Raw genomic sequence first — 21,156 nt, forward strand, 5'->3', positions numbered from 1 at the left:
CATTTTATTCAGTATCTTCCCGCCTATAATCAACCCCTGTTTTGGCTTTCAGTTCCGTAAATAAAGCGTTTGTTGATTCTGCCACCGGATAATTAGCCGCTATGAATGCCAGACGCGCCTCTTCCGCTTTTTGATGCACGCCAGGGCTTCGAAGAACCTCAACCAAGGTGCGCGCCAGTTCATCCGGCTGGTCAAACATAAAATCGCCAAGAGATTCATAGTACGGATATGAACGATTTCCGGATGATTTGCCGATCAGCACAGGCTTTTGAAACAGCATGGCTTCGAGACCGACTGTTGAGGTTTGCGTCACTGCGGCATCAGCATACGGCAGCAAGTCATAAAGGTCGAGCTCCTTTTTGATGACTCTGCATGCTTGATGTTTTTTCGCCGCTGCGTGATACAGATCAAGCTTGTTTTTTCCAATTTCCCACGGATGGGGTTTGATGATGATTTGCAGCTGCTTCTGATCAGAAAGCCCTTCCAGCACACCGGAATAAAAATCTGCTGAAAAGGGCTGAGTGGCAATGAGCACAATTTTTTTAGACGGGTGAAAAGCAAGTTTTCGATAGAATATGGACATATCCATTGGTGTTCTGTTAAAAATCTGATCGAAGCGGGGATGTCCCGTTACAAGAATCTGCTCGGGTTTACAGCCTTTTCGTAAGAACCACTCTGCTTCATACGCTCCGAAAACTGCTTGATAGGTTGTAAAAACAGGAATGAAGGCTTCATCTCCCATCAACGCGCCATGCTGAAGACAAATGCTGACGGCCCCTTTCCTTTGACACATGAGAGCAAGCACCCTGCTGTAAATATCTTCTGCCGTGCCGACAATAACTGCTGAAATCTTTTCCTGTTCAAACAGCGCATCAACTGTATCAATGGCTTCTATAAATAAAGGAATGTCTTTGAAAAGCCGGTCACGAAACGCTTGATCACCAAATGCCGGGTGGTCATCATAAGGGGCGAGAATCGAACAGGCTGTTTCGAGATAAGGCTTCGAATCGCCTTTTTGGCATGATTCCGCAATCTCCCGCTTGCTAATCACAGGCAGATCACAATAATGCGGCAAACTCCATCTGGCCAGAACAGCGGTTTTTTCAGGATCAAATTGATAGTAATTTTCGTTTGAAAAACGCAGGTAATCAAAGTGCAAAATGACTTTCCCTTTAACAGGTTCGGCATTTGTTTTAACGATGTTTTGGATTCTTTCTTCAAAAAACGGCTGAATCTGCCCCTCATCGATATGCTGATCCACCGGTCCGAATAACTCCGGTTCTTCTTCCATCATCACCCTCAGCTCAGGGCTGATGTATTGATAAAAATTACTGATAAGCCCAAGCGGAATCCCTTTGTAGCGAAGTTTGTCAAAAAGCGCGACATACTTCCGGTACAGCACCCAATAATTGCTTAAATAGGCCGACAAGCTCTCACCCCATTCCAAGCTTTTTTAATGATTCACGCAGCTCTCGGCAATTTCGCTGCGGAGGCAGGTTCCTGACAAATTCATTTTTGTCTGATTCAAACAGCTGAAAGTGAATCGATTGGTCGGTAATATAATTCAGGTCCAGCTCCTCATCCAGCGGGTAAAACGGATAAAAATGATTGACTCTCCAAAAGAACCGGGCATCTCCTATACGGTAAAACGCCGGGCTTTCATCCCAATAGGAGCCAAACTTCTCCTTCACCTTCTCAAGCACCGAATATCTGTGCATCACCGAGCAATGATCGATGGCGCACGGCGCGTTCCATGTCACTTGAGCGGCAGGCCTGACCGTTTCTTTTACAATGTCGCGATGCTCGTTTAAATGATAGGTTTTGGAGGCTGAGTAAATCACAGCCTTTTCAGGATGGGCATCGAGCTCCCGCACCATTTTCAGGAGCCGGTCCGGCATATAGATGTTGTCATCCGTCGCATAGGTGATATATTCACCTTCCGCCATCTCAATTGCCTGATTGATCAGTGCCGCGTACCTCGTTTTTTCTGTTCTTTCCTTTACTCCAGATACATCGCTTTGATAAAAACGCACTCGGCTATCATTCAAAAAAGGACGGATTACATTCAGCGTCTCTTCATTGGAGTTGTCATCCATAATAAACAATTCAAAATCTGAAAACGTTTGTGAGAGTATGCTAGAAATGGACTTTGCCACATAATCGCTTTTGTTATAGCTCGTCATAATGACTGATACTTTCGGCAAATCCTACACCTCCTTCTTGGAACTTCACACCTGAAACTATCGTTATCTTATGTCGCTTACGCTCAAGTTGCGCTAGGGATACAAACCAATATGCGAAAAGTTTGTGTATGTCTATGAAAAACAGAGGCTGCCCAGAGTGAAATCTGATCCGTCCGCTGTTCTTTTTCAGCATATTCCAAGCATCAGCCTCATAAGGTGAAAGAGATAAAAATCGCACCAGCGACTAAGATCGTTTTTCATCGGAGGTGAGTCATCGCGGAGCGTTCACCTATACATCCAGAACATGTTTTGAATGGCTTTCATAAAAAGGAGGAACGATATGAAACCGAAAAAAAATCAATACCAGCAAATGCAGGGATTTGATAATATGCAGGGGTATCAGCCTCAGTTTGGCGCCAACCCTTACCCGCAGCAAGGCCAAGGGTCACAAATGCAGACGATGGGGATGCAGCCAATGATGCCAATGCAGCAGGGACAGCAAGGACAGCAAGGATTTGGATTCCCGGGCCAGCAGCAGGGCGGCGGGTTTCAAATTCCTTCGGGGCCTACACCATCAGCACCAGGCCAAAGCGTTCCCGGCATGCTGCCTGTTGAGGAATCTTATATTGAAAATATTTTGCGCCTGAATCGGGGAAAAACAGCCACCATTTATATGACATTTGAAAACAGCAAGGAATGGGGCTCGAAGATCTTTCGCGGCGTCATCGAAGCAGCGGGCCGGGATCACATCATTATCAGCGACCCGAAATCAGGAACACGCTATCTGCTCCTGACAATCTACCTCGATTACATTACGTTTGATGAAGAAATTGCTTATACGTATCCATATTCCATGGCGTCCTATTCGCCAAGATAAGAAAAAAGCCAATCACTCATATGATGAGGATTGGCTTTTTTGTTTAGAGATATTTGACGGCTGCGACAACAACCATAATCCAAGAAATAATAAACGCCACACCGCCGAGCGGAGTGATCGCGCCAAGAATGGAGATTTGCGTCACACTTAGAATATATAGGCTTCCGGAGAACAGCACGATTCCCGCAAACATCAGCCATCCGGCTGTCGTGACACTGCCTATGCCGGATAATTTATCAGCCAGAAACGCGACAACGAAAAGCCCCAGAGCGTGATACATATGATACTGCACGCCTGTGTGCCAAACCTGAAGATATTTATCAGGTATTTTCCCTTCTAATCCGTGAGCGCCAAATGCTCCGAGCCCCACAGCAAGCAGGGCGTTAATGGCCCCTAATATGATAAAAACTTTCATCTATCTCTCCCGCCTTTTCGTTAAACTCATATCATTTATCTTATCGCACCTGCACCAAAATTCAATGTTTGTTCTCCGTTGACACGAGATTGTCGGATTTTCTCCTGCGCCAAAGCTGGAACTGGTCAGCCCCTATTGCAGCAAGCGTCCCTAATACGAGCCCGTTGCTTAACAGAGAAATAAATACCGGATGCAATCCTTTTAACGCAGTTTCAGGAACAAACATGATACCGACCCCTGTCAGCAGCGAGATGCCGATGACAGACCGCACCCTTTTTAATTCTTCTTTCTCATATGAATCAAATTCGGCAAAGGCCAGACCGCCCATTGCGGAGAAAACAACAAAATTCACCGCGAATCCGACGGGTGACGGCAGGCTCGCAAACGTATTCATAAAAAACGGGATCACGCTGATCACGATAACCAGAATACTGCCGAGCATAAACGGTTTTTTAGAAGGCATTTTGGTTGTTTCAATAAAACCTGCGGCTCCCGAAATCGGAACCGGTGCAATGGCACCCGTCAAGCCGCTAAGCAAATGGCTGAATGAAGCGGCAAAACCGGCATGGCGTTCATGATGCTTTCCATCAGGCTGTTTGCTGAATTTTTTCACGGCGATGTCCACGACCTTCATGCTCGCCAGCATATTCACGATCAGCAAGATGGTAATAAATATAGAAGTGATGATCAGCCCGCTGTTAAATAACGGAGTCCCAAAAGGAAACAGGGAGGGCAGCTGAAACATCCGGTCCGGCATTTCAATCGGCTTTGCCGCCCCGGCAGCCGCAAACAGCACCCATCCGCCAAACAAGGCTAATAAAATAGAATATTGCTTAAAAAACATGATATTCGAATTTGTCATCATAAAGGCGGCAGCGATTACAACAAGCGCCAAACCAAATACAAGACCGTCCACCCCGTCCTTTCGATAGCCGATCCCGAGAATTCCTTTTATAATCGGCTGACTCAGCTGCATCACAAGAAGCAATAAATAGACGCCCGTGACAACCGGAGTAAACAATTTTGCAAGCCGGTCAATGACCTTGAAAACACTTAACAAAAAGAAACATACAGCGCTTACAAGGAGAGCTCCCTGCAATCCCCGCAGTGTGTCTCCATATGTCGCAAACACAGTTCCCGTCAGCCCTGCGTAGATCGTATACACTCCCCACCACAAACCGGCGGGGCTTTCATTGATCGGCAGTCTGTGGCCTTTCAAACACTGGATGACGGCGGCAATTCCCAGTACAAAAAAAGTGCTTTGAATCAATCTCGCAGAATCCGAGTGATCCAGATGAAACGACTGGGCAACCGCCACCGGAACAACAATCGCCGCAGCAATGATAAACGCTGTCCATTGCAGTGCGCCAAGAACCAATTTCACGTAAGCTCAACCTCTCTCTTTAAAAATCAAATAAAGACTCTCCGTTTCCGTCCTCTTCCTGCTTCTCTTTTTCTTGCTTTCGATATTTGTTTAATCCCGCGCTCCCCATCATTTTTTCCATCATCAGCTGGTCTGTCGATGGCGGCGGGGCAGGACTTGGCGTAACGCTCGGCTGTATGCGGGGCGCGCTCGCGGTCTCCGGCTGATCAAGCACGACATCACACAGAGAACGGACAACCGCTACATAACGCTTCAGCTCCTCATCTCGTTCAGCCGTTTTTGCTTTTTTCAGCTCTTCTTCCATCTTTTGAATCAAAGCAGATATATGAATGTTCATGAAGCACCCTCCAAAAAATAAATGTTATCTTCCTGCATTTTATCAAATTCCTGCCGTGAACGCAGAAATGAGTTTGTTATTTTTTCTGACAAACCCTGCGCAATTGACAAGCAGAAGAAATTTTTCACATAATAAATCACCATACCTTACAAAAAGGAGAGACGGAATGAACAGCAGCCCCTCTATCATCAGCAAGCATAAAACCTATTTTGCGGCGGGACATACAAGACCGCTTGAATCGAGACTGAACATTTTGCGGAAGCTGAAACAAGCCGTCAGAACTCATGAAGCCGATCTCATAGCCGCTCTCTACCAGGATCTCCATAAATCCGAGCAAGAAGCATACTCAACAGAAATCGGAATCGTCTTGGAGGAAATCAGCTTTGTCATGAAACGGCTGAGAAAATGGTCCAAGCCGAAACGAGTCAAAACGCCGCTGACTCATCTAGGCTCCAAAAGCATCATCATTCCTGAGCCGTATGGAACCGTTTTGGTGATTGCGCCTTGGAACTATCCCTTGCAGCTGGCGCTTTCCCCGTTGATTGGAGCCATTGCGGCGGGGAACACGGTCGTTCTCAAACCGTCAGAATATACGCCGGCTGTTTCCGCTGCACTTTCGAAACTCATCAGCAGCGTTTTTCCGACCGATTATGTCGCTATGGCAGAAGGCGGGCCCGACGTCAGCACGGCATTATTACAGCAGCCCTTTGACTACATTTTCTTTACAGGCAGCGTAGCCGTGGGAAAAGTCGTCATGGAGGCCGCCGCCAAACAATTAATTCCCGTAACCTTGGAGCTCGGCGGAAAAAGCCCCTGCATCGTCCATAAGGATGCTGACATACGGCTTGCCGCAAAACGCATCGTCTTCGGGAAATTTACAAATGCGGGACAAACCTGCATCGCACCGGATTATTTATTTGTCCACGAGGACATCAAAACGAAGCTGGCGGAAGAAATGAAGCATGCAATCAGAGAATTTTACGGCCCTCAGCCTGAACGAAATCCGCAGTACGGGAAAATCGTCAGTGAACGGCACTATCAGCGGCTGCTCAGCTTTCTGAATGATGGCATCCCGCTCACAGGCGGACAATCTGATCCTGATCATCACAAAATTGCGCCGACCATTCTCGAACAAGTGAGAGATGACTCTCCAGTGATGCAGGAGGAGATTTTCGGGCCGATTCTTCCGCTCTTTACATACCGTGATATCGGGGAAGTCATTGAGAAAGTCCAATCGCGCCCAAAGCCGCTCGCCATGTATCTCTTCACCACAAACAAAGAAACTGAGCGCGCTGTTTTAGAGAATCTGTCGTTTGGCGGAGGCTGTGTCAATGATACGTTAATGCATGTTGCGACGCCGTATTTGCCATTCGGCGGCGTCGGGGAAAGCGGCATCGGGAGCTATCACGGATTTGACAGCTTTAACACGTTTACGCACAAAAAAAGCATCGTCAAACAAACGAACCGCTTCGACTTCGCATTTCGTTATCCTTCCTCCAAAAACGGGCTGCGAATGATTCGAAAAATACTCAAATAAAAAAGCGCAGATCACCTGCGCTTTTTACAAATCCTTAATACACCAATCAATCGGTGCCTCTCCCATTTTCTCCAAATAGGCATTCGCCCGGGAAAACGGTCTGCTCCCGAAAAATCCGTTTCTTGCAGAAAACGGGCTGGGATGCGTCGATTCAATGATAAAATGCTTGGACGTGTCGATCCGTTCTTTTTTCATTTGAGCATGCCGTCCCCACAAAATAAAGATAACCGGCCGCTCCCTTTCATTCAGCACGTCAATAATTCGGTCCGTCAGTCGCTCCCAGCCTTTTCCCTTATGGGAATTCGCCTGTCCGCGCCTTACTGTCAGCACAGTATTCAGCAAAAGAACGCCTTGCTTTGCCCAGCTCACAAGCGACCCGTGATTTGGAATGCTGCACCCGATGTCCTGCTGCAGCTCAAGAAAAATATTTTTTAACGAAGGCGGCTGCTTTACACCCGGCTTTACGGAGAAGCTTAAGCCTTGAGCCTGTCCCGGCCCGTGATACGGATCCTGCCCCAGAATGACGACCTTGACATCATCATAGGACGTATAATGCAGCGCATTGAAAATGTCCCGGCTGTCCGGATAAATCGTTTGCTCCGCGTATTCCCGCTTCAGCATTTCTCTGAGCTCTTGATAATACGGTTTCTCAAACTCTTCCTTTAGCTGATCCCACCAGCTGTCTTGTAAAAGCTGTTTCAAGATTCAGGCCTCCTTACGAACGATGAAGTCTGGAATAAACAGGCTCGCCATCCCAAACCATTTCACTTTTTGCTTCCCGCCTTTTCATCTCAGGCTCTTCAAGCAGGACGGCAAAGTTTTTCGTCGGCAGCTCTCCGAGTCCGTGCTTTTCACTTAACCGATCCAAATATTGCTTCCGCTTGGCGCCAAGGTCCGCAGACTGATTGTCTCCCGCGTCACTGAAGGCATAAATCACACTGGCGCAAGGGACACGCTTCACCCGGTAATCCTTGGCCGCGCGCAAATAAAAATCCCAGTCCCAGTAATTGTGCACATCAGCATCGAAATAACCGATTTCATCATGCAAGAAACGTCTGTACATGCTGCCCGACGGCACATATGTAGAGAACACTCTCATATCCTCATAGTCAGCGGTATAAGCAAACAGCTTCCGTGAAACAGGATATCTTGTTCCGTTTTTCTCTTCAAACGAGACAATTTCCGCATCAGAATGAACGAAATCTGCCGTTTCTATTTCCTTCGCCATTCTCTCCACATGCCCTGGCGTAAAGAAATCATCGTCATCACACAGCATAATGCAATCCCCAGACGCCTCTTTTACACCGGCATTTCTCGCAGCCACATGCCCCGAGTTCTTTTCTAAATTGATGACAGCAATCGGCAGCTCCGGATACAGTGCTTTGACTGGCACGACCGATTCCCCCGCATCATTTACGATAATAATTTCATACGGCTTCAAGGTCTGGCGGGAAATCGACTCCAAAAGCTCACACAAAGCCGGAATCCGATTATAGGTCACAATTACGATAGAAATCTTCATGATGCTCTCCTTCTCATTTTCATAGTCATGTACTATTAAAACATATATTGGACGGGAGATCAGTGGGAATATCCTACTGAAACAGGAAAGGTGACCTTGAGAATACCAGATGATTTGCTAAGCCTTCTATATTGTGATACAGAGAAAATCTAACTATAATGAAAGACAAAACACGATGGAGGTTCAAGACATGTCTATGCATAAAGCACTCACCATTGCCGGCTCAGATTCCAGCGGCGGTGCTGGGATTCAAGCTGATTTAAAAACATTCCAAGAAAAAAACGTATACGGGATGACCGCCTTAACGGTGATCGTTGCGATGGACCCGAATAACAGCTGGGACCACCAGGTATTCCCGATCGATACGGATACAATCCGCGCCCAGCTTGCAACAATTACGGACGGCATCGGTGTGGACGCCATGAAAACAGGAATGCTGCCAACCGTTGACATTATCGAGCTTGCAGCAAAAACGATCAAAGAAAAACAATTAAAAAATGTGGTAATTGACCCGGTTATGGTTTGCAAAGGTGCTAATGAAGTCCTTTATCCAGAGCATGCCCAAGCCCTGCGTCAGCAGTTGGCTCCGCTAGCCACTGTCATTACGCCAAACTTGTTTGAAGCCAGCCAGCTCAGCGGCATGGATGAACTAAAAACAGTTGACGATATGATCGAAGCCGCGAAAAAAATTCATGCACTCGGCGCTCAATATGTCGTCATTACAGGCGGAGGCAAACTCAAACACGAGAAAGCCGTTGATGTTCTCTATGACGGTGAAACAGCGGAAGTCCTTGAAAGCGAAATGATCGATACGCCTTATACACATGGCGCAGGCTGTACATTCTCAGCAGCCGTGACAGCGGAGCTTGCCAAAGGTGCGGAAGTCAAAGAAGCCATTTACGCAGCGAAAGAATTCATCACAGCTGCCATTAAAGAATCCTTCCCGTTAAACCAGTATGTCGGACCTACGAAGCATTCTGCGCTGCGCCTGAATCAACAATCATAAAAAAAGCGGCTGCCTTACAGGCAGCCGCTTTTAAATTACCGAAGACTTTTCACAGAAAAAACTGCCGATCCCATCGGCAGCCTGTTTATTTGATTTTTAAATTATTTGCAGATTTCCTCAAAAATGCTTCTATCGACTGAACAAAAAGTGCATATTCCTTCATTTGTTCATATGCCCGCGTGAGAATTTCCGCCGTTTCACTGTGCGGTGTTGTTCCGCCAAGCATTTTTTTCAGCTGAAGCAGCACATCCTTATATTCTTCCCGCTTATCTTCAACTTGGTCCGCAGCCTTTTCCAAACATGCCGGTGTTATCTTCTGTTCATGTATATTCAAGAAAACAACTCCTTTTACAGAAAAAAATAGTAGGTTATCGTTGAAGAATAGCACAGATGGCTTAGATTTCACATAAGAAAATAGAAGGATTTTCTACATAAGGGTCCAAATTCCGACATTCATTTCAGATTTCCCGGTCGAACTGGCTGTTACTTCATGATTTCCCGGGAAAGGAAAATATCTTGCACTAAAAACCTCTTCTCCGTTATTCATAAAGATTTCCACAGATGACGCGTCGAGAAACATGTGTACGGTATGCAAATCCTTGATGCGGCAATGTCTTGCTTCTGTTCTTTTTCCGTCAAAGCTCTTTCGTTCCAGCGTAACAATCCCCGCGTCTTTATGGAAGGAAAACGTAGCCGTTCCGCGGATACTGATTGAAAAGCCAGACTCCGTATGAATGTCTTCCAGCAGAATCTCAGCTCTTTCAGGTTTTTCCACTGGAAGCGTACCAGATGATCCATGCATGTTGATGTGTATTTTTTTCTCATTTCTGCGCATGGCTTTTAGCTCAGGCAGCGGCTGCTGAATCAGCTTCTGGCCTGAAAGCGTCAGCTGTCTCGGCAGCGTCATGCAGTGAATCCAGTGGTAGTCAATGGTCGGATGGGACCCTTCATCCTGATCAGGCACCGCCATCCATGCAAACAAAATCCGCCTTCCCTGATCGTCTTCAAGTGTTTGCGGTGCGTAAAAATCAAAACCTTGATCAAGTTCCCTAAAATCACCATGCTTCAGTTCAGGCTTGTTATAATCGAGACGCCCGACAAAATAACCTGACTGGTACACGTTCTGATAAAGGAAACTGTCAGCCTCAAGCCCTTGAGGCGAGACAATCAGCACGTCGGACCCTTGAAGGGAAAATAAATCAGGGCATTCCCACATGTATCCAAAATCGTCCAGCCCGTTGAATCCCGCGCCAGTTATCGGGCCAAGAAATCGCCACTCCGTCAGGTTATCAGAAGCAAACAATACAGCCTGCCCGTTCAAATTTTCCGTTTGCGCACCAATCACCATATACCATGTACCTTCATGCTCCCATACCTTCGGGTCGCGAAAATGGGGCGTATATCCTTCCGGAAGGCGGGCGACAACACCCTTTTTCTCAAAGGACAGCCCGTCGTCAGAAACAGCAAGGCATTGATACGTTTCCCGATTTCCCTCCTGGTCCCTGACATTTCCTGTGTAAAACAGATAGAGCCGATCGTCTTTCGTGACAGCGCTGCCCGAGTAGCAGCCGTTTTTATCAAACCAATCACTCGGAGCCAGCGCAATCTCTTCCCGCTTCCAATTCACAACATCCTGTGTCGTATAATGCCCCCAAAATTTCGCGCCGTGCCCCGTCTGAAACGGCTGCCACTGAAAGAATACATGATAGGTGCCCTTCCAATAAATCACGCCATTCGGATCATTCAGCAGCCCAACCGGCGGCATGATGTGAAAATGCTGGCGATGCGGATCGCTGTCAGCGATAGGCTCTTTTTTCTCCACCTCTTCATAAGCCCGGCGACGAAGCTCCTGATCATGTGCTGTCATTTTTTTCTCCCCTCATCCTCATTAATCTTCATGACAAATGCTGCAATGAACGCTGACACTGCCGCAATGACCATTCCAATCAGATAGTTGATCAAGTTGCCCATGCCAAACGGTGCAGCAATGGCGATCATCGGAATACCCGTTAACCCATAAGCGTTTGCAGCAACATGAGTAAAGACGACATAAGCACCGCCCAATGCGCCTCCGATCATCGCGGCGATAAACGGTTTTCGGTAGCGAAGGTTAACTCCGAATATGACGGGCTCAGTAATGCCGAGAAAGGCGGAAAATGCTGCCGGAAGCGCGATTTCTTTTGTCTTTGCTTTTTTGGCCATAAAGAAGACGGCAAGGCCAGCCCCGCCTTGTGCGACATTCGCCATTGACCAGATCGGCAGCAAGTAGTTTTTGCCTATATCTGCAATTAGCCCCGCCTCAATCGCATGGAAGCTGTGATGAACACCTGTCAGTACGATGAGTGAATACGTGCCCCCGAAAATCAAACCTGCAACAAAACCGGCATGGTCATACACATAAGTTAAAGCAACCGTAATCCCGGAGCCAAGGGCTCTTCCCAGAGGGCCAATCGCGATAAAAGCAACAAACCCGGTGACGATTACAGTAACAAAAGGTGTAACAAGCAAATCCACCGCATGCGGAACCACTTTTCTTGTCCATTTCTCTACCTTGCTCATTACATAAACCGCCAGCAGAACAGGGATGACAGTTCCCTGATAACCTAGAAGCGCGATATCCAATCCGAAAAGATGCATATAATCAGGTGTCGCTTCAGCCAAACCCCATGGATTCAGAAGGTTTGGATGAATCATGATTCCCCCAATGACCGCTCCCAAGTATGGGTTGCTGCCAAATTCTTTTGAAGCGCTTACTCCAATTAGAATAGGCAAGAAAATGAATGCTGCACTTGAAAACATATCAAGCAGCTGAAAAACCGCAGAATCCTTGCTCATCCAATGAAACGCATTGATCATACCCAGCAATCCCATTAATAGGCCGCTGGCTACAATAGCCGGGATAATTGGGACAAAAATATTAGAAAGCGTTTTCGCAAATCTCGCAGCGGGATTCAGCTTTTCTTTTGCCGCATCCTGATGATTGACGTGTTCCTCACGCTCAATATCAGCTTCTTTAGAAAAAGCATCGAATACTTTATTCACAAGGCCTGTTCCGAAAATGATCTGGTACTGGCCAGAGCTGCTGAAGGCCCCTTTGACACCATCAAGCTCTTCAACCTGTGCTTGATCTATCTTTGATTCATCTTTCATCACTAAACGCAGTCTTGTTGCACAATGAGCCGCGCTGATAATGTTATCTTTCCCTCCGAGAAGCTCAATGAGGCGTTTTGCAGTCTCTTTGTAATCCATCTGTTTCTCCCCCTTTTATTTAAACAAAAAAGACCTAAAATTCGCCAACGAATAAAGGACACAGTGATCCTTTTTTCATTTCGCAAATTTTAGGTCTTGCCTGCTTTACCAGTCACAATCCCGCTTATTCAGATTGAGAATACGCTTTCATCATAAAACATGACAGCGTTTTCGTCAACTACTTTTTAGTTAAATAGTTTGATAAAACATGTAGACAAAAATTCGTAAAAAATACTTGTGAAATACTTCACAATATCATGCTATACTATGCTCAATCATGATAGAAAGCAGGAAAAGACCATGGAAACTCAAGCATTGCAAAAGGTTGAACAGTACGCTTTGAAAAAACAATACATATTCGCTTCAAGCAAAATCCGTTATGTGCTTCGGTCCATTTTGGCCAGTATGTTTATTGGTTTTGGCATTACAGCAGCAAGTAAAACCGGCAGTTATTTCTATATGGCTGATTCTCCATTTGCCTTTCCGGCAGCCGCTGTCACTTTCGGGGCCGCTATTGTGCTGATCGCTTACGGAGGCGGAGATTTATTTACCGGCAATACCTTTTATTTCACCTATACCGCGCTCCGAAAAAAACTCCGCTGGCGCGATACCCTGTACTTGTGGATATCAAGCTATGCCGGCAATTTAATCGGCGCCATTTTGTTTGCCATCCTGATCAGTGCGACAGGGCTTTTTGAGGAGTCTTCCGTACATTCCTTTTTGATTCATCTGGCAGAACACAAAATGGAGCCGCCGGCTTCCGAGCTGTTTTTCAGAGGATTTCTGTGCAATTGGCTTGTCTGCCTCGCCTTTTTCATTCCAATGGCTCTCAAAGGGGAAGGAGCAAAGCTCTTTACCATGATGCTTTTCGTTTTCTGCTTCTTTATTTCCGGCTTTGAACACAGCATTGCCAATATGTGCACATTCGCCATCTCACTTTTGGTCGAGCACCCTGATACAGTGACACTGATGGGAGCAGTCCGAAACTTAATTCCCGTTACGCTCGGGAATCTGACCGCGGGAATGGTCATGATGGGCTGGATGTACTACACACTCAATCCTGATCAATAAAAAAAACTTCCAGAGATCACTCCCTGCAAGTCAAAGCGGTTATTCCGAGAGATCTTGAAGACGCTGGACATGCAGCGTGATATAGCCGGCCTCGGATTCCGGCAACTGTAATTGATATTCATTTTTCAAAAACTCCGCCAGCTCCAGCGCACATTGATAGGCAAATGAATACTTTTTTTGGATGAAATAAAGCATCTCCTCGTCCATATGATGGAGCGCTTCATTTGATTCCAACCGGCTGACCGCGTATCGCAAATGCGTGACAAGGCGTTGATAGGAAATGCTGTTTTCATCCACCTTTCGATTAAAGTATTGTTCTATTTTCTCTATCATTTCTTTGATCATGGTCGTATGCTTCAGCGCTGAATACATGCTCTCCGCATCCATCTTGGCCGTATGGATGTGAAGGGCAATATAACCCGCTTCATCTTCAGGCAGAGACACGCCCAATGTCTCTTTTACATGTCCGATCGCCCATAGGCCGATCTCGTATTCTTTTTTATAGAGCGCTTTTATCTCATGCAGCAATTTATTCTGCACAAGCAGCCCATTTTGAACCCTTTCGATCGCAAAGGATAAATGGTCAGAAAGCGCGATATGAATGTGGTCGCTCAGCGGCGCCGCGAGCTCCCCTTCCGCATAGCTGATGATATCTTCAGCTATCTCTATATGCTCCTCCGGCAGTGTTTGCAGGATTTGTTTGAATTTTTCATTCTCGTCGCGCACGACAAAGATTTTTTCCACTTTATTCATAGGGATGAGATCATTTTTCTTTTTTTGAAAAGCGATTCCAGGTCCCATCACGATTTTTTCCTGATCATCCTCTTTTATTAAAGCCGCATTGTTGTTTAATACTTTATAGATTTTCAAGAGGTTATCTCTCCCGCCAATTTGCTTTTGACTGGGATTTTACCTCCTTTTGACCGCCATGTAAAGATGCGGGCCCGCTCTCTCCTGCTTTGGCGATTCCTTGAAGGCTTGCAAACACCTTCTTTTATAAAGCGCGGCGGCTTTCGCTTTCTGTTTTTCTTCCTCATTCACAGCCATCCGCCATTCATAAAACGAAACAAGTCCCGCGGCTTGCACCGCCGCCTTTCTTTGGTATGTACGCTGAGCCGAGTAGACCGCGGCAGCCGCAGTTTTTCTGTCCGGCGTCACCCAGTTCATCAAAAAGACCATCCACACCCGTAAAGATACAAGCAAACGTTTCATAGAAAAACATCCCTCCGCTTCTTTTTGGCAGGCAGCCTTTTTTAGCAGCCCGTTTTCTCAGCCGCAGCCCGCAGGAAAAGACGGCCGATTTCTTTTCTCGCAAACTAGCAGCTCTAGCAAAACTCATGACTCTATGATAGACCGTTGAAAGAGAATTCTTTGTCACAATATGAGTGAAAAAACCAACTAGTTTTTAGAAGTTTTGTTGAAAGCTGAAAGAATTGAAATGAAAATTGGAGAACGGTTTGAAAACTTTATACACAAGTTATCCCAAAGATAAGAACAACTTAATCACAAGAGATATCCACATGTCCACAAACTCTATCTATATTTTGTATACGAACATTTATTCCCAACTATATATATACACAGGTTTATTCACTTATGCACAGGGTTCTGTGTATAACTCCTTCCTTATACACAAACAAAATCCAATAAATGGTCCAAATGACACAAGGATTTTTTTGAATTTTCAAGAAATATATACTAGATCTTTCACATTTTTTCTAAATACAAAGGGGGAAACACATTGAAAAAGGGGATCATTCGCTTTCTGCTTGTCAGTTTCGTCTTATTTTTTACGTTATCCACAGGTGTTACGGGCGTCAAGGCAGCACCGCCGTCTTCAAAAACGTCGGCTGACCTGGAAAAAGCCGAGATATTCGGTGATATCGACATGACAACAAGCAAAAAAACAACCGTTATAGTGGAATTAAAAGAAAAATCCTTGGCAGAAGCGAAGGAAGCTGGAGAAAGCCAATCGAAAAGCAAGCTGAAAACCGCTCGCACAAAAGCAAAAAACAAAGCAATCAAAGCGGTGAAAAACGGAAAAGTAAACCGGGAATATGAGCAGGTATTCTCAGGCTTCTCTATGAAACTCCCAGCTAATGAGATTCCAAAACTTCTCGCGGTAAAAGACGTGAAGGCAGTATACCCGAACGTCACGTATAAAACAGACAATATGAAGGATAAAGACGTCACGATCTCTGAAGACGCCGTATCTCCGCAAATGGATGACAGTGCGCCTTATATCGGAGCAAACGATGCATGGGATTTAGGCTACACAGGAAAAGGCGTCAAGGTGGCGATTATTGATACTGGGGTTGAATACAATCACCCAGATCTGAAGAAAAACTTTGGACAATATAAAGGATACGATTTTGTGGACAATGATTACGATCCAAAAGAAACACCAACCGGCGATCCAAGGGGCGGTGCAACGGACCACGGCACACACGTAGCCGGAACTGTGGCTGCAAACGGAACGATTAAAGGCGTTGCGCCTGATGCCACACTTCTTGCTTATCGTGTGTTAGGCCCTGGCGGAAGCGGGACATCGGAAAACGTCATTGCTGGCGTGGAACGCGCTGTACAGGACGGAGCAGATGTGATGAACCTGTCTCTCGGAAACTCTTTAAACAACCCGGACTGGGCGACAAGCACAGCACTTGACTGGGCCATGTCAGAAGGGGTTGTCGCTGTTACATCAAACGGCAACAGCGGACCGAACGGCTGGACAGTCGGATCGCCTGGCACATCAAGAGAAGCGATCTCTGTCGGTGCGACTCAGCTGCCGCTCAATGAATACGCCGTCAAATTCGGCTCCTACTCTTCAGCAAAAGTGATGGGCTATAACAAGGAGGACGAGGTCAAAGCACTCAATAACAAAGAAGTTGAGCTCGTCGAAGCGGGAATCGGCGAAGCAAAGGACTTTGAAGGAAAAGACCTGACAGGCAAAGTCGCCGTTGTCAAACGAGGCAGCATTGCATTTGTGGATAAAGCGGATAACGCTAAAAAGGCCGGTGCCATCGGCATGGTTGTGTATAACAACTTCTCTGGAGAAATTGAAGCCAATGTGCCAGGCATGTCTGTCCCAACGATTAAGCTTTCATTAGAAGACGGCGAAAAACTCGTCAGCGCCCTGAAGGCTGGTGAGACAAAAACAACATTCAAATTGACAGTCTCAAAAGCGCTCGGTGAACAAGTGGCTGATTTCTCATCACGCGGCCCTGTTATGGATACGTGGATGATTAAGCCTGATATTTCCGCGCCAGGCGTCAATATCGTCAGCACGATCCCAACACACAATTCTGACCATCCTTACGGCTACGGATCAAAACAAGGAACAAGCATGGCATCGCCTCATATCGCCGGAGCTGTTGCCGTTATTAAACAAGCCAAACCAAAATGGAGCGTTGAACAGATTAAAGCTGCCATCATGAATACCGCCGTCACTTTAAAGGATGGCGATGGGGAAGTATATCCGCATAATGCCCAAGGCGCGGGCAGCGCAAGAATTATGAACGCGATCAAAGCCGATTCGCTCGTCTCTCCTGGAAGCTATTCATACGGCACATTCTTGAAGGAAAACGGAAATGAAACGAAAAAAGAAACGTTTACGATTGAAAATCAATCTTCCATTAGAAAGTCATACACACTGGAATATTCATTTAATGGCAGCGGCATCTCCACATCCGGGACAAGCCGTGTTGTGATTCCGGCACATCAAACCGGAAAAGCCACTGCAAAAGTAAAAGTCAATACGAAAAAAACAAAAGCTGGCACATATGAAGGAACAGTTATCGTCAGAGAAGGCGGAAAAACGGTTGCTAAGGTACCTACACTGCTGATTGTGAAAGAGCCCGATTATCCGAGAGTCACATCTGTCTCCGTCAGTGAAGGGTCTGTACAAGGCACCTATCAAATTGAAACATACCTTCCTGCGGGAGCGGAAGAGCTGGCGTTCCTCGTCTATGACAGCAATCTTGATTTCGCAGGCCAAGCAGGCATTTATAAAAATCAAGATAAAGGTTATCAGTACTTTGACTGGGACGGCACGATTAATGGCGGAACCAAGCTTCCGGCCGGAGAGTATTACTTGCTCGCCTATGCCGCGAACAAAGGCAAATCAAGCCAGGTTTTGACCGAAGAGCCTTTCACTGTTGAATAAGAAGAAGCCCTGCCGATTGGCAGGGCTTTTTAACGATCAGTCAGCTAACGCCTCCTGCAATAAACGATACGACCGGAGCTTATCTTCAAAATGATGTGTAATGGTCACCACCATGATTTCCTCTGTTTCATACGCTTTACTCAAAGCTAGCAACTGCTCCTTAACCTGTTCTTTCGTACCAACAATCATTCGATTTCGATTATCAGCAATTCGTCTCTGTTCATAGGGAGAGTACGTATTTTTCCGAACAGCTTCATACGAAGGAACTCCCTCTAAAGGAATCCCCTGCTCTCCCGCCAAAAGCGTAAAATCGAGGACAGCCCCAAGCTCCTCTGCCTTCTCCTCTGTGTCAGCACAAAGAACAAAAACAGCAACTGCCGCTCGAGGCGTATCTCCTAACACAGACGGTTTGAATCGTCTCTTATACTGTCTGACAGTATCCTCTCCGCCTTCTCCATTGATAAAATGGGCAAACATATAGCCAGCGCCAGATTCCGCGGCGAGCAGCGCGCTTTCTCCAGAAGAGCCTAGCAGCCATACATCCGGAGCAGTTGAAATATGCGGCGCAGCCGTCAGATTCGGAAAACGGTGTTTGTCATCCGCCAAATCATGCAAATACATGGTCAGCTCCTTAATTTGCTGCGGATACTGATCAGCATTGCGCTTACCGCCGTCATTCAGCGCCCATGATGCAATCGGCATTCCCCCCGGTGCTCTGCCAAGCCCCAGGTCAATTCTTCCCGGTGTCAGCCCCTCCAGAACACGAAAGTTTTCAGCTACTTTATAAGCACTGTAATGCGGCAGCATAACTCCTCCTGATCCAACGCGGATTCGCTTTGTTTTCGCCGCTATATGACTGATGAGCACCTCAGGACTGGAGCCTGCCAGCCGTTTAGAAAAGTGATGCTCAGAAACCCAAAATCTCTTATATCCAAGGTCCTCAGCAGCTTGGGCAAGCGCAACGGTTTGCTGTAAGGCCATTTCTGCATTGCAGCCCTCTGATACTGGAGATTGATCTAATATACTTAATGAAACCATCCCTACCACCTCATCCTCATCGTATCACTGATCCCCTAATTTTTCTCCAAAGCCGCTCACACTGCTTATCAGTGTCCCCCATCATTCGCCATTTATTTGTGAAAGCATGTCCCTATTTGTCGGAATATGTTACACGTGAAACATAAAAACCCCTCCTAGACGGAGAGGTTGGCTTTAGTTTTTATTAAAGCCCTTTTCTTTCACGTAGTCATTTAAATACGTACGCGGCTTCTGCTTCATAAAGTTCAGTATTTGATCGGACCACGTTTCTTCCCGCTGTCCGTTTGTTCTTTCTCTATAGTAATCAGAAATGGTTTTGTCATACGTATTCATAGTATGACGGAAATCGTCTGCGTTCACATTATACGCATTCTCATGATAAACGGCCTGCTTTGGCAGTCTCGGTTTTTTGCCGGATAGATTCGCTGGATGACCTACTGCCAGCCCGAATAGCGGGAGCACATGGTCAGGCGTTTGCAGCACCTCTGTCACCTTGTCCAACTCATTCCGAATGCCGCCGATATAACAAATGCCAAGCCCCATAGATTCAGCCGCAATGCTCATATTTTGCGCTGCCAGCGCCGCATCAATCAAGCTAACCATAAACATTTCCGTATTCTCGAGCAGCTCAGAAATATGTTCCCCTTTTTCCTCAGCCAGTTGTTGATGGCGGTACAAATCCGCACAAAATACAAAAAAGTGCCCGTTCTTCTCAACGTAAGGCTGATTCCCAGCAAGCACAGACAGCTCACGTTTTTTCTCAGGATCAGAAACCCCGATAATCGAATATGCCTGCACATAACTGGATGTAGACGCAGCCTGCGCACTTTTCACTAATGTATCAATTTCTTCAGCTGTCAAAAGCTGATCAGTAAAAGACCGGATTGACCGATGATTCAAAATGGTTTCGATTGTGTTATTCATCACAAGAACCTCCTTATCTCTTTTTATCATATCCGAAAAAAAGTATTCCCAAAAGTGAAATGCTCTGCACAAAAAAAAGACAACCTCTGAAAAGGCTGTCTTCATCTTAAGAATTAAAGAGATAACTTCTGTATTTCGTCAGCTGCACACTCGCGTTATACACAATCCCGAAACCGATTAGCGTTGCAAGCGTCGAGCTTCCACCATAGCTGACAAACAGCAACGGAATCCCGGTAACAGGCATAATGCCGATGTTCATTCCGATATTCTGGAATGTGTGGATGACAATTAACGCCGTATAGCCAACGCAAAAGAAGGAAGCAAAACGGTTAAACTGATGTATTTTATCTATCAGAACGACAAGCCTGTAGATTAAGAAGAAGAACATGATGACGACAATCGCACAGCCTATAAAGCCAAAGCTTTCACCCAAAATGGCGAAGATAAAGTCGGTCTGTCCTTCTGGTACATACACCTTCAAATTGTGAACGCCATTTCCGACAATGCCGCCTGAGCCGATAGCCATAACAGCCTGATCAACCTGCCAGCTGCTGTTTGCATCTTCCTGAGTTGTTCCATTTGTATCAGAAACCCAGGATGTTACCCTCTTTATTTGATACTCTTGAATCCCAACTGATTTAGCAGCATCAGGAAAATTAATCATCACTAATAAAATAAGAGAAATAAGTAAGATACCAGAACCACCAATGATTGCGATCAGCTTCCAGTTTACTCCTGACATAAAGATCATGACAATCACAATAAACATACATATCCCGGCTGTACCAGCATCCTGAAGAAGGATAAGTCCGATCGGCACTACCGATACACCTGCAATCTTAAGCAAAAGATGCACATCATCTCTGAGCGTTCGGATTTTTTTAGGGCTTGCTTTTGAAATCACCGAGGCTACCATCATCATGAGCCCGATTTTCATAAATTCAGAGGGCTGTAACGTTACAGAACCAAACTGAAACCAGCTTTTTGCACCGTTTTTCACTGGTGCAATAGACTCAGGACTGACTCTCAATATCAAAAGAAGCAAAATCCCGAATAAAAATACATATAAACTCAGTTTTTCAAGCTGCTCCAAATCGAAATACAGCAACACCGAAATGGCAATAGCCCCCAAAGCATAATAAATAATTTGTTTCGTCCAGGCATTATCTCCATACTGCCCAAACTGACCGGCAGCATAAATCGCCAATACGCTTATAATAAAAAACACACCAAATATAAAAATCAAATCCCCCTGGTAAAAGGGGCTTTGCTGTTTCTTATATCGACTCATTCTATCCCGCCTTACATTTTCATCGGAAAATCACTAATGTTTATTATACATGAACCACGTTCAAGATGACACGTGAAGCTCGCTTCCTTTTAAGTTTTTTCCGCACTTGCGGCGCTTTTCAGCTACACGACATATGACGTATGATAAACCGAAATGTTTC

The 21,156-nt window shown here is 45.9% G+C and carries 20 protein-coding genes; 5 read left to right on the plus strand and 15 right to left on the minus strand.

The window, feature by feature from the left end; translation table 11 throughout:
- Positions 1 to 4 precede the first annotated feature (4 nt).
- Together C1T29_RS22805 and spsA are read right to left on the minus strand one after the other, a co-directional pair.
- On the minus strand, positions 5 to 1,429 hold the full coding sequence (locus C1T29_RS22805) for a CDP-glycerol glycerophosphotransferase family protein (RefSeq protein WP_103749235.1): 1,425 nt from the start codon (positions 1,427 to 1,429) through the stop codon (positions 5 to 7).
- 4 nt (positions 1,430 to 1,433) lie between these two features.
- Positions 1,434 to 2,204, minus strand: coding sequence for a spore coat dTDP-glycosyltransferase SpsA (gene spsA, locus C1T29_RS22810; protein WP_095431124.1), 771 nt, complete (start codon positions 2,202 to 2,204; stop codon positions 1,434 to 1,436).
- A 319-nt stretch (positions 2,205 to 2,523) separates the two neighbouring features.
- On the opposite strand from spsA, the gene gerQ reads away from it, so the two are divergent.
- A complete protein-coding gene (gene gerQ, locus C1T29_RS22815; RefSeq protein WP_014665822.1) occupies positions 2,524 to 3,060 on the plus strand; it encodes a spore coat protein GerQ in 537 nt (178 codons plus the stop codon).
- 43 nt (positions 3,061 to 3,103) lie between these two features.
- Here the strand turns inward: gerQ and C1T29_RS22820 are convergent, their stop codons facing one another.
- From C1T29_RS22820 to C1T29_RS22830, 3 genes are all read right to left on the minus strand, one after another.
- Positions 3,104 to 3,475 carry a DUF423 domain-containing protein gene (locus C1T29_RS22820; RefSeq protein WP_014665823.1) on the minus strand — a complete coding sequence of 124 codons (372 nt, stop codon included), beginning with the start codon at positions 3,473 to 3,475 and terminating at the stop codon, positions 3,104 to 3,106.
- A 61-nt stretch (positions 3,476 to 3,536) separates the two neighbouring features.
- Positions 3,537 to 4,859, minus strand: a complete 1,323-nt coding sequence (locus tag C1T29_RS22825) for a purine/pyrimidine permease (protein ID WP_095431121.1) — start codon at positions 4,857 to 4,859, stop codon at positions 3,537 to 3,539.
- Positions 4,860 to 4,878: 19 nt separating this feature from the next.
- Entirely contained in the window at positions 4,879 to 5,196 is a 318-nt protein-coding gene (locus C1T29_RS22830) for a YwdI family protein (protein WP_014665825.1), read from the minus strand.
- 166 nt (positions 5,197 to 5,362) lie between these two features.
- On the opposite strand from C1T29_RS22830, the gene C1T29_RS22835 reads away from it, so the two are divergent.
- Positions 5,363 to 6,733, plus strand: a complete 1,371-nt coding sequence (locus C1T29_RS22835; protein ID WP_095431120.1) for an aldehyde dehydrogenase — start codon at positions 5,363 to 5,365, stop codon at positions 6,731 to 6,733.
- Positions 6,734 to 6,757: 24 nt separating this feature from the next.
- Here the strand turns inward: C1T29_RS22835 and C1T29_RS22840 are convergent, their stop codons facing one another.
- Both C1T29_RS22840 and C1T29_RS22845 read right to left on the minus strand, forming a co-directional pair.
- Positions 6,758 to 7,435 carry a uracil-DNA glycosylase gene (locus C1T29_RS22840; RefSeq protein ID WP_040081472.1) on the minus strand — a complete coding sequence of 226 codons (678 nt, stop codon included), beginning with the start codon at positions 7,433 to 7,435 and terminating at the stop codon, positions 6,758 to 6,760.
- 13 nt (positions 7,436 to 7,448) lie between these two features.
- Complete coding sequence (locus C1T29_RS22845; protein ID WP_047183375.1) at positions 7,449 to 8,255, minus strand: glycosyltransferase family 2 protein; 807 nt, start codon at positions 8,253 to 8,255, stop codon at positions 7,449 to 7,451.
- A gap of 190 nt (positions 8,256 to 8,445) precedes the next feature.
- On the opposite strand from C1T29_RS22845, the gene C1T29_RS22850 reads away from it, so the two are divergent.
- On the plus strand, positions 8,446 to 9,261 hold the full coding sequence (locus C1T29_RS22850) for a bifunctional hydroxymethylpyrimidine kinase/phosphomethylpyrimidine kinase (RefSeq protein WP_103749234.1): 816 nt from the start codon (positions 8,446 to 8,448) through the stop codon (positions 9,259 to 9,261).
- A gap of 85 nt (positions 9,262 to 9,346) precedes the next feature.
- Here the strand turns inward: C1T29_RS22850 and C1T29_RS22855 are convergent, their stop codons facing one another.
- The 3 genes from C1T29_RS22855 to scrA form a co-directional block, all read right to left on the minus strand.
- Positions 9,347 to 9,595 carry a hypothetical protein gene (locus C1T29_RS22855; protein ID WP_014665831.1) on the minus strand — a complete coding sequence of 83 codons (249 nt, stop codon included), beginning with the start codon at positions 9,593 to 9,595 and terminating at the stop codon, positions 9,347 to 9,349.
- A gap of 93 nt (positions 9,596 to 9,688) precedes the next feature.
- A complete protein-coding gene (gene sacA, locus C1T29_RS22860; RefSeq protein WP_095431119.1) occupies positions 9,689 to 11,128 on the minus strand; it encodes a sucrose-6-phosphate hydrolase in 1,440 nt (479 codons plus the stop codon).
- Complete coding sequence (gene scrA / locus C1T29_RS22865; protein WP_103749233.1) at positions 11,125 to 12,510, minus strand: PTS system sucrose transporter subunit IIBC; 1,386 nt, start codon at positions 12,508 to 12,510, stop codon at positions 11,125 to 11,127. Before scrA ends, sacA begins: the two co-directional genes overlap by 4 nt.
- Before the next feature lie 300 nt (positions 12,511 to 12,810).
- On the opposite strand from scrA, the gene C1T29_RS22870 reads away from it, so the two are divergent.
- On the plus strand, positions 12,811 to 13,581 hold the full coding sequence (locus C1T29_RS22870; protein ID WP_103749232.1) for a formate/nitrite transporter family protein: 771 nt from the start codon (positions 12,811 to 12,813) through the stop codon (positions 13,579 to 13,581).
- Positions 13,582 to 13,620: 39 nt separating this feature from the next.
- On the opposite strand, the gene sacT is transcribed toward C1T29_RS22870, so the two are convergent.
- Complete coding sequence (sacT, locus tag C1T29_RS22875) at positions 13,621 to 14,451, minus strand: sac operon transcriptional antiterminator SacT (protein WP_014665835.1); 831 nt, start codon at positions 14,449 to 14,451, stop codon at positions 13,621 to 13,623.
- 39 nt (positions 14,452 to 14,490) lie between these two features.
- The gene (locus C1T29_RS22880) at positions 14,491 to 14,793 is read right to left on the minus strand and encodes a hypothetical protein (protein WP_003222155.1); all 303 of its coding nucleotides are present in this window, start codon (positions 14,791 to 14,793) and stop codon (positions 14,491 to 14,493) included.
- A gap of 529 nt (positions 14,794 to 15,322) precedes the next feature.
- On the opposite strand from C1T29_RS22880, the gene vpr reads away from it, so the two are divergent.
- Complete coding sequence (gene vpr, locus C1T29_RS22885) at positions 15,323 to 17,743, plus strand: serine protease Vpr (protein ID WP_095431116.1); 2,421 nt, start codon at positions 15,323 to 15,325, stop codon at positions 17,741 to 17,743.
- 36 nt (positions 17,744 to 17,779) lie between these two features.
- On the opposite strand, the gene C1T29_RS22890 is transcribed toward vpr, so the two are convergent.
- The 3 genes from C1T29_RS22890 to C1T29_RS22900 all read right to left on the minus strand — a co-directional run bounded on the left by C1T29_RS22890 (position 17,780) and on the right by C1T29_RS22900 (position 20,996).
- The gene (locus C1T29_RS22890) at positions 17,780 to 18,781 is read right to left on the minus strand and encodes an LLM class flavin-dependent oxidoreductase (RefSeq protein WP_095431115.1); all 1,002 of its coding nucleotides are present in this window, start codon (positions 18,779 to 18,781) and stop codon (positions 17,780 to 17,782) included.
- A 174-nt stretch (positions 18,782 to 18,955) separates the two neighbouring features.
- Complete coding sequence (gene nfsA / locus C1T29_RS22895; protein WP_014665840.1) at positions 18,956 to 19,705, minus strand: oxygen-insensitive NADPH nitroreductase; 750 nt, start codon at positions 19,703 to 19,705, stop codon at positions 18,956 to 18,958.
- A 106-nt stretch (positions 19,706 to 19,811) separates the two neighbouring features.
- Positions 19,812 to 20,996 (minus strand): FtsW/RodA/SpoVE family cell cycle protein, encoded by a 1,185-nt coding sequence (locus tag C1T29_RS22900; protein WP_095431114.1) that lies wholly within the window; start codon positions 20,994 to 20,996, stop codon positions 19,812 to 19,814.
- Between the last annotated feature and the right edge of the window lie 160 nt (positions 20,997 to 21,156).

The organism is Bacillus sp. MBGLi79 (genome assembly GCF_002953915.1).

What these genes read in the sequence shown, in the direction of transcription:
- gerQ (WP_014665822.1), top strand. Translation starts at nt 2,524, where the DNA reads ATGAAACCGAAAAAAAATCAATACCAGCAAATGCAGGGATTTGATAAT.
- C1T29_RS22820 (WP_014665823.1), bottom strand. Translation starts at nt 3,475, where the DNA reads ATGAAAGTTTTTATCATATTAGGGGCCATTAACGCCCTGCTTGCTGTG.
- C1T29_RS22830 (WP_014665825.1), bottom strand. Translation starts at nt 5,196, where the DNA reads ATGAACATTCATATATCTGCTTTGATTCAAAAGATGGAAGAAGAGCTG.
- C1T29_RS22835 (WP_095431120.1), top strand. Translation starts at nt 5,363, where the DNA reads ATGAACAGCAGCCCCTCTATCATCAGCAAGCATAAAACCTATTTTGCG.
- C1T29_RS22845 (WP_047183375.1), bottom strand. Translation starts at nt 8,255, where the DNA reads ATGAAGATTTCTATCGTAATTGTGACCTATAATCGGATTCCGGCTTTG.
- C1T29_RS22850 (WP_103749234.1), top strand. Translation starts at nt 8,446, where the DNA reads ATGTCTATGCATAAAGCACTCACCATTGCCGGCTCAGATTCCAGCGGC.
- sacA (WP_095431119.1), bottom strand. Translation starts at nt 11,128, where the DNA reads ATGACAGCACATGATCAGGAGCTTCGTCGCCGGGCTTATGAAGAGGTG.
- scrA (WP_103749233.1), bottom strand. Translation starts at nt 12,510, where the DNA reads ATGGATTACAAAGAGACTGCAAAACGCCTCATTGAGCTTCTCGGAGGG.
- C1T29_RS22870 (WP_103749232.1), top strand. Translation starts at nt 12,811, where the DNA reads ATGGAAACTCAAGCATTGCAAAAGGTTGAACAGTACGCTTTGAAAAAA.
- C1T29_RS22880 (WP_003222155.1), bottom strand. Translation starts at nt 14,793, where the DNA reads ATGAAACGTTTGCTTGTATCTTTACGGGTGTGGATGGTCTTTTTGATG.
- C1T29_RS22890 (WP_095431115.1), bottom strand. Translation starts at nt 18,781, where the DNA reads ATGGTTTCATTAAGTATATTAGATCAATCTCCAGTATCAGAGGGCTGC.
- nfsA (WP_014665840.1), bottom strand. Translation starts at nt 19,705, where the DNA reads ATGAATAACACAATCGAAACCATTTTGAATCATCGGTCAATCCGGTCT.
- C1T29_RS22900 (WP_095431114.1), bottom strand. Translation starts at nt 20,996, where the DNA reads ATGAGTCGATATAAGAAACAGCAAAGCCCCTTTTACCAGGGGGATTTG.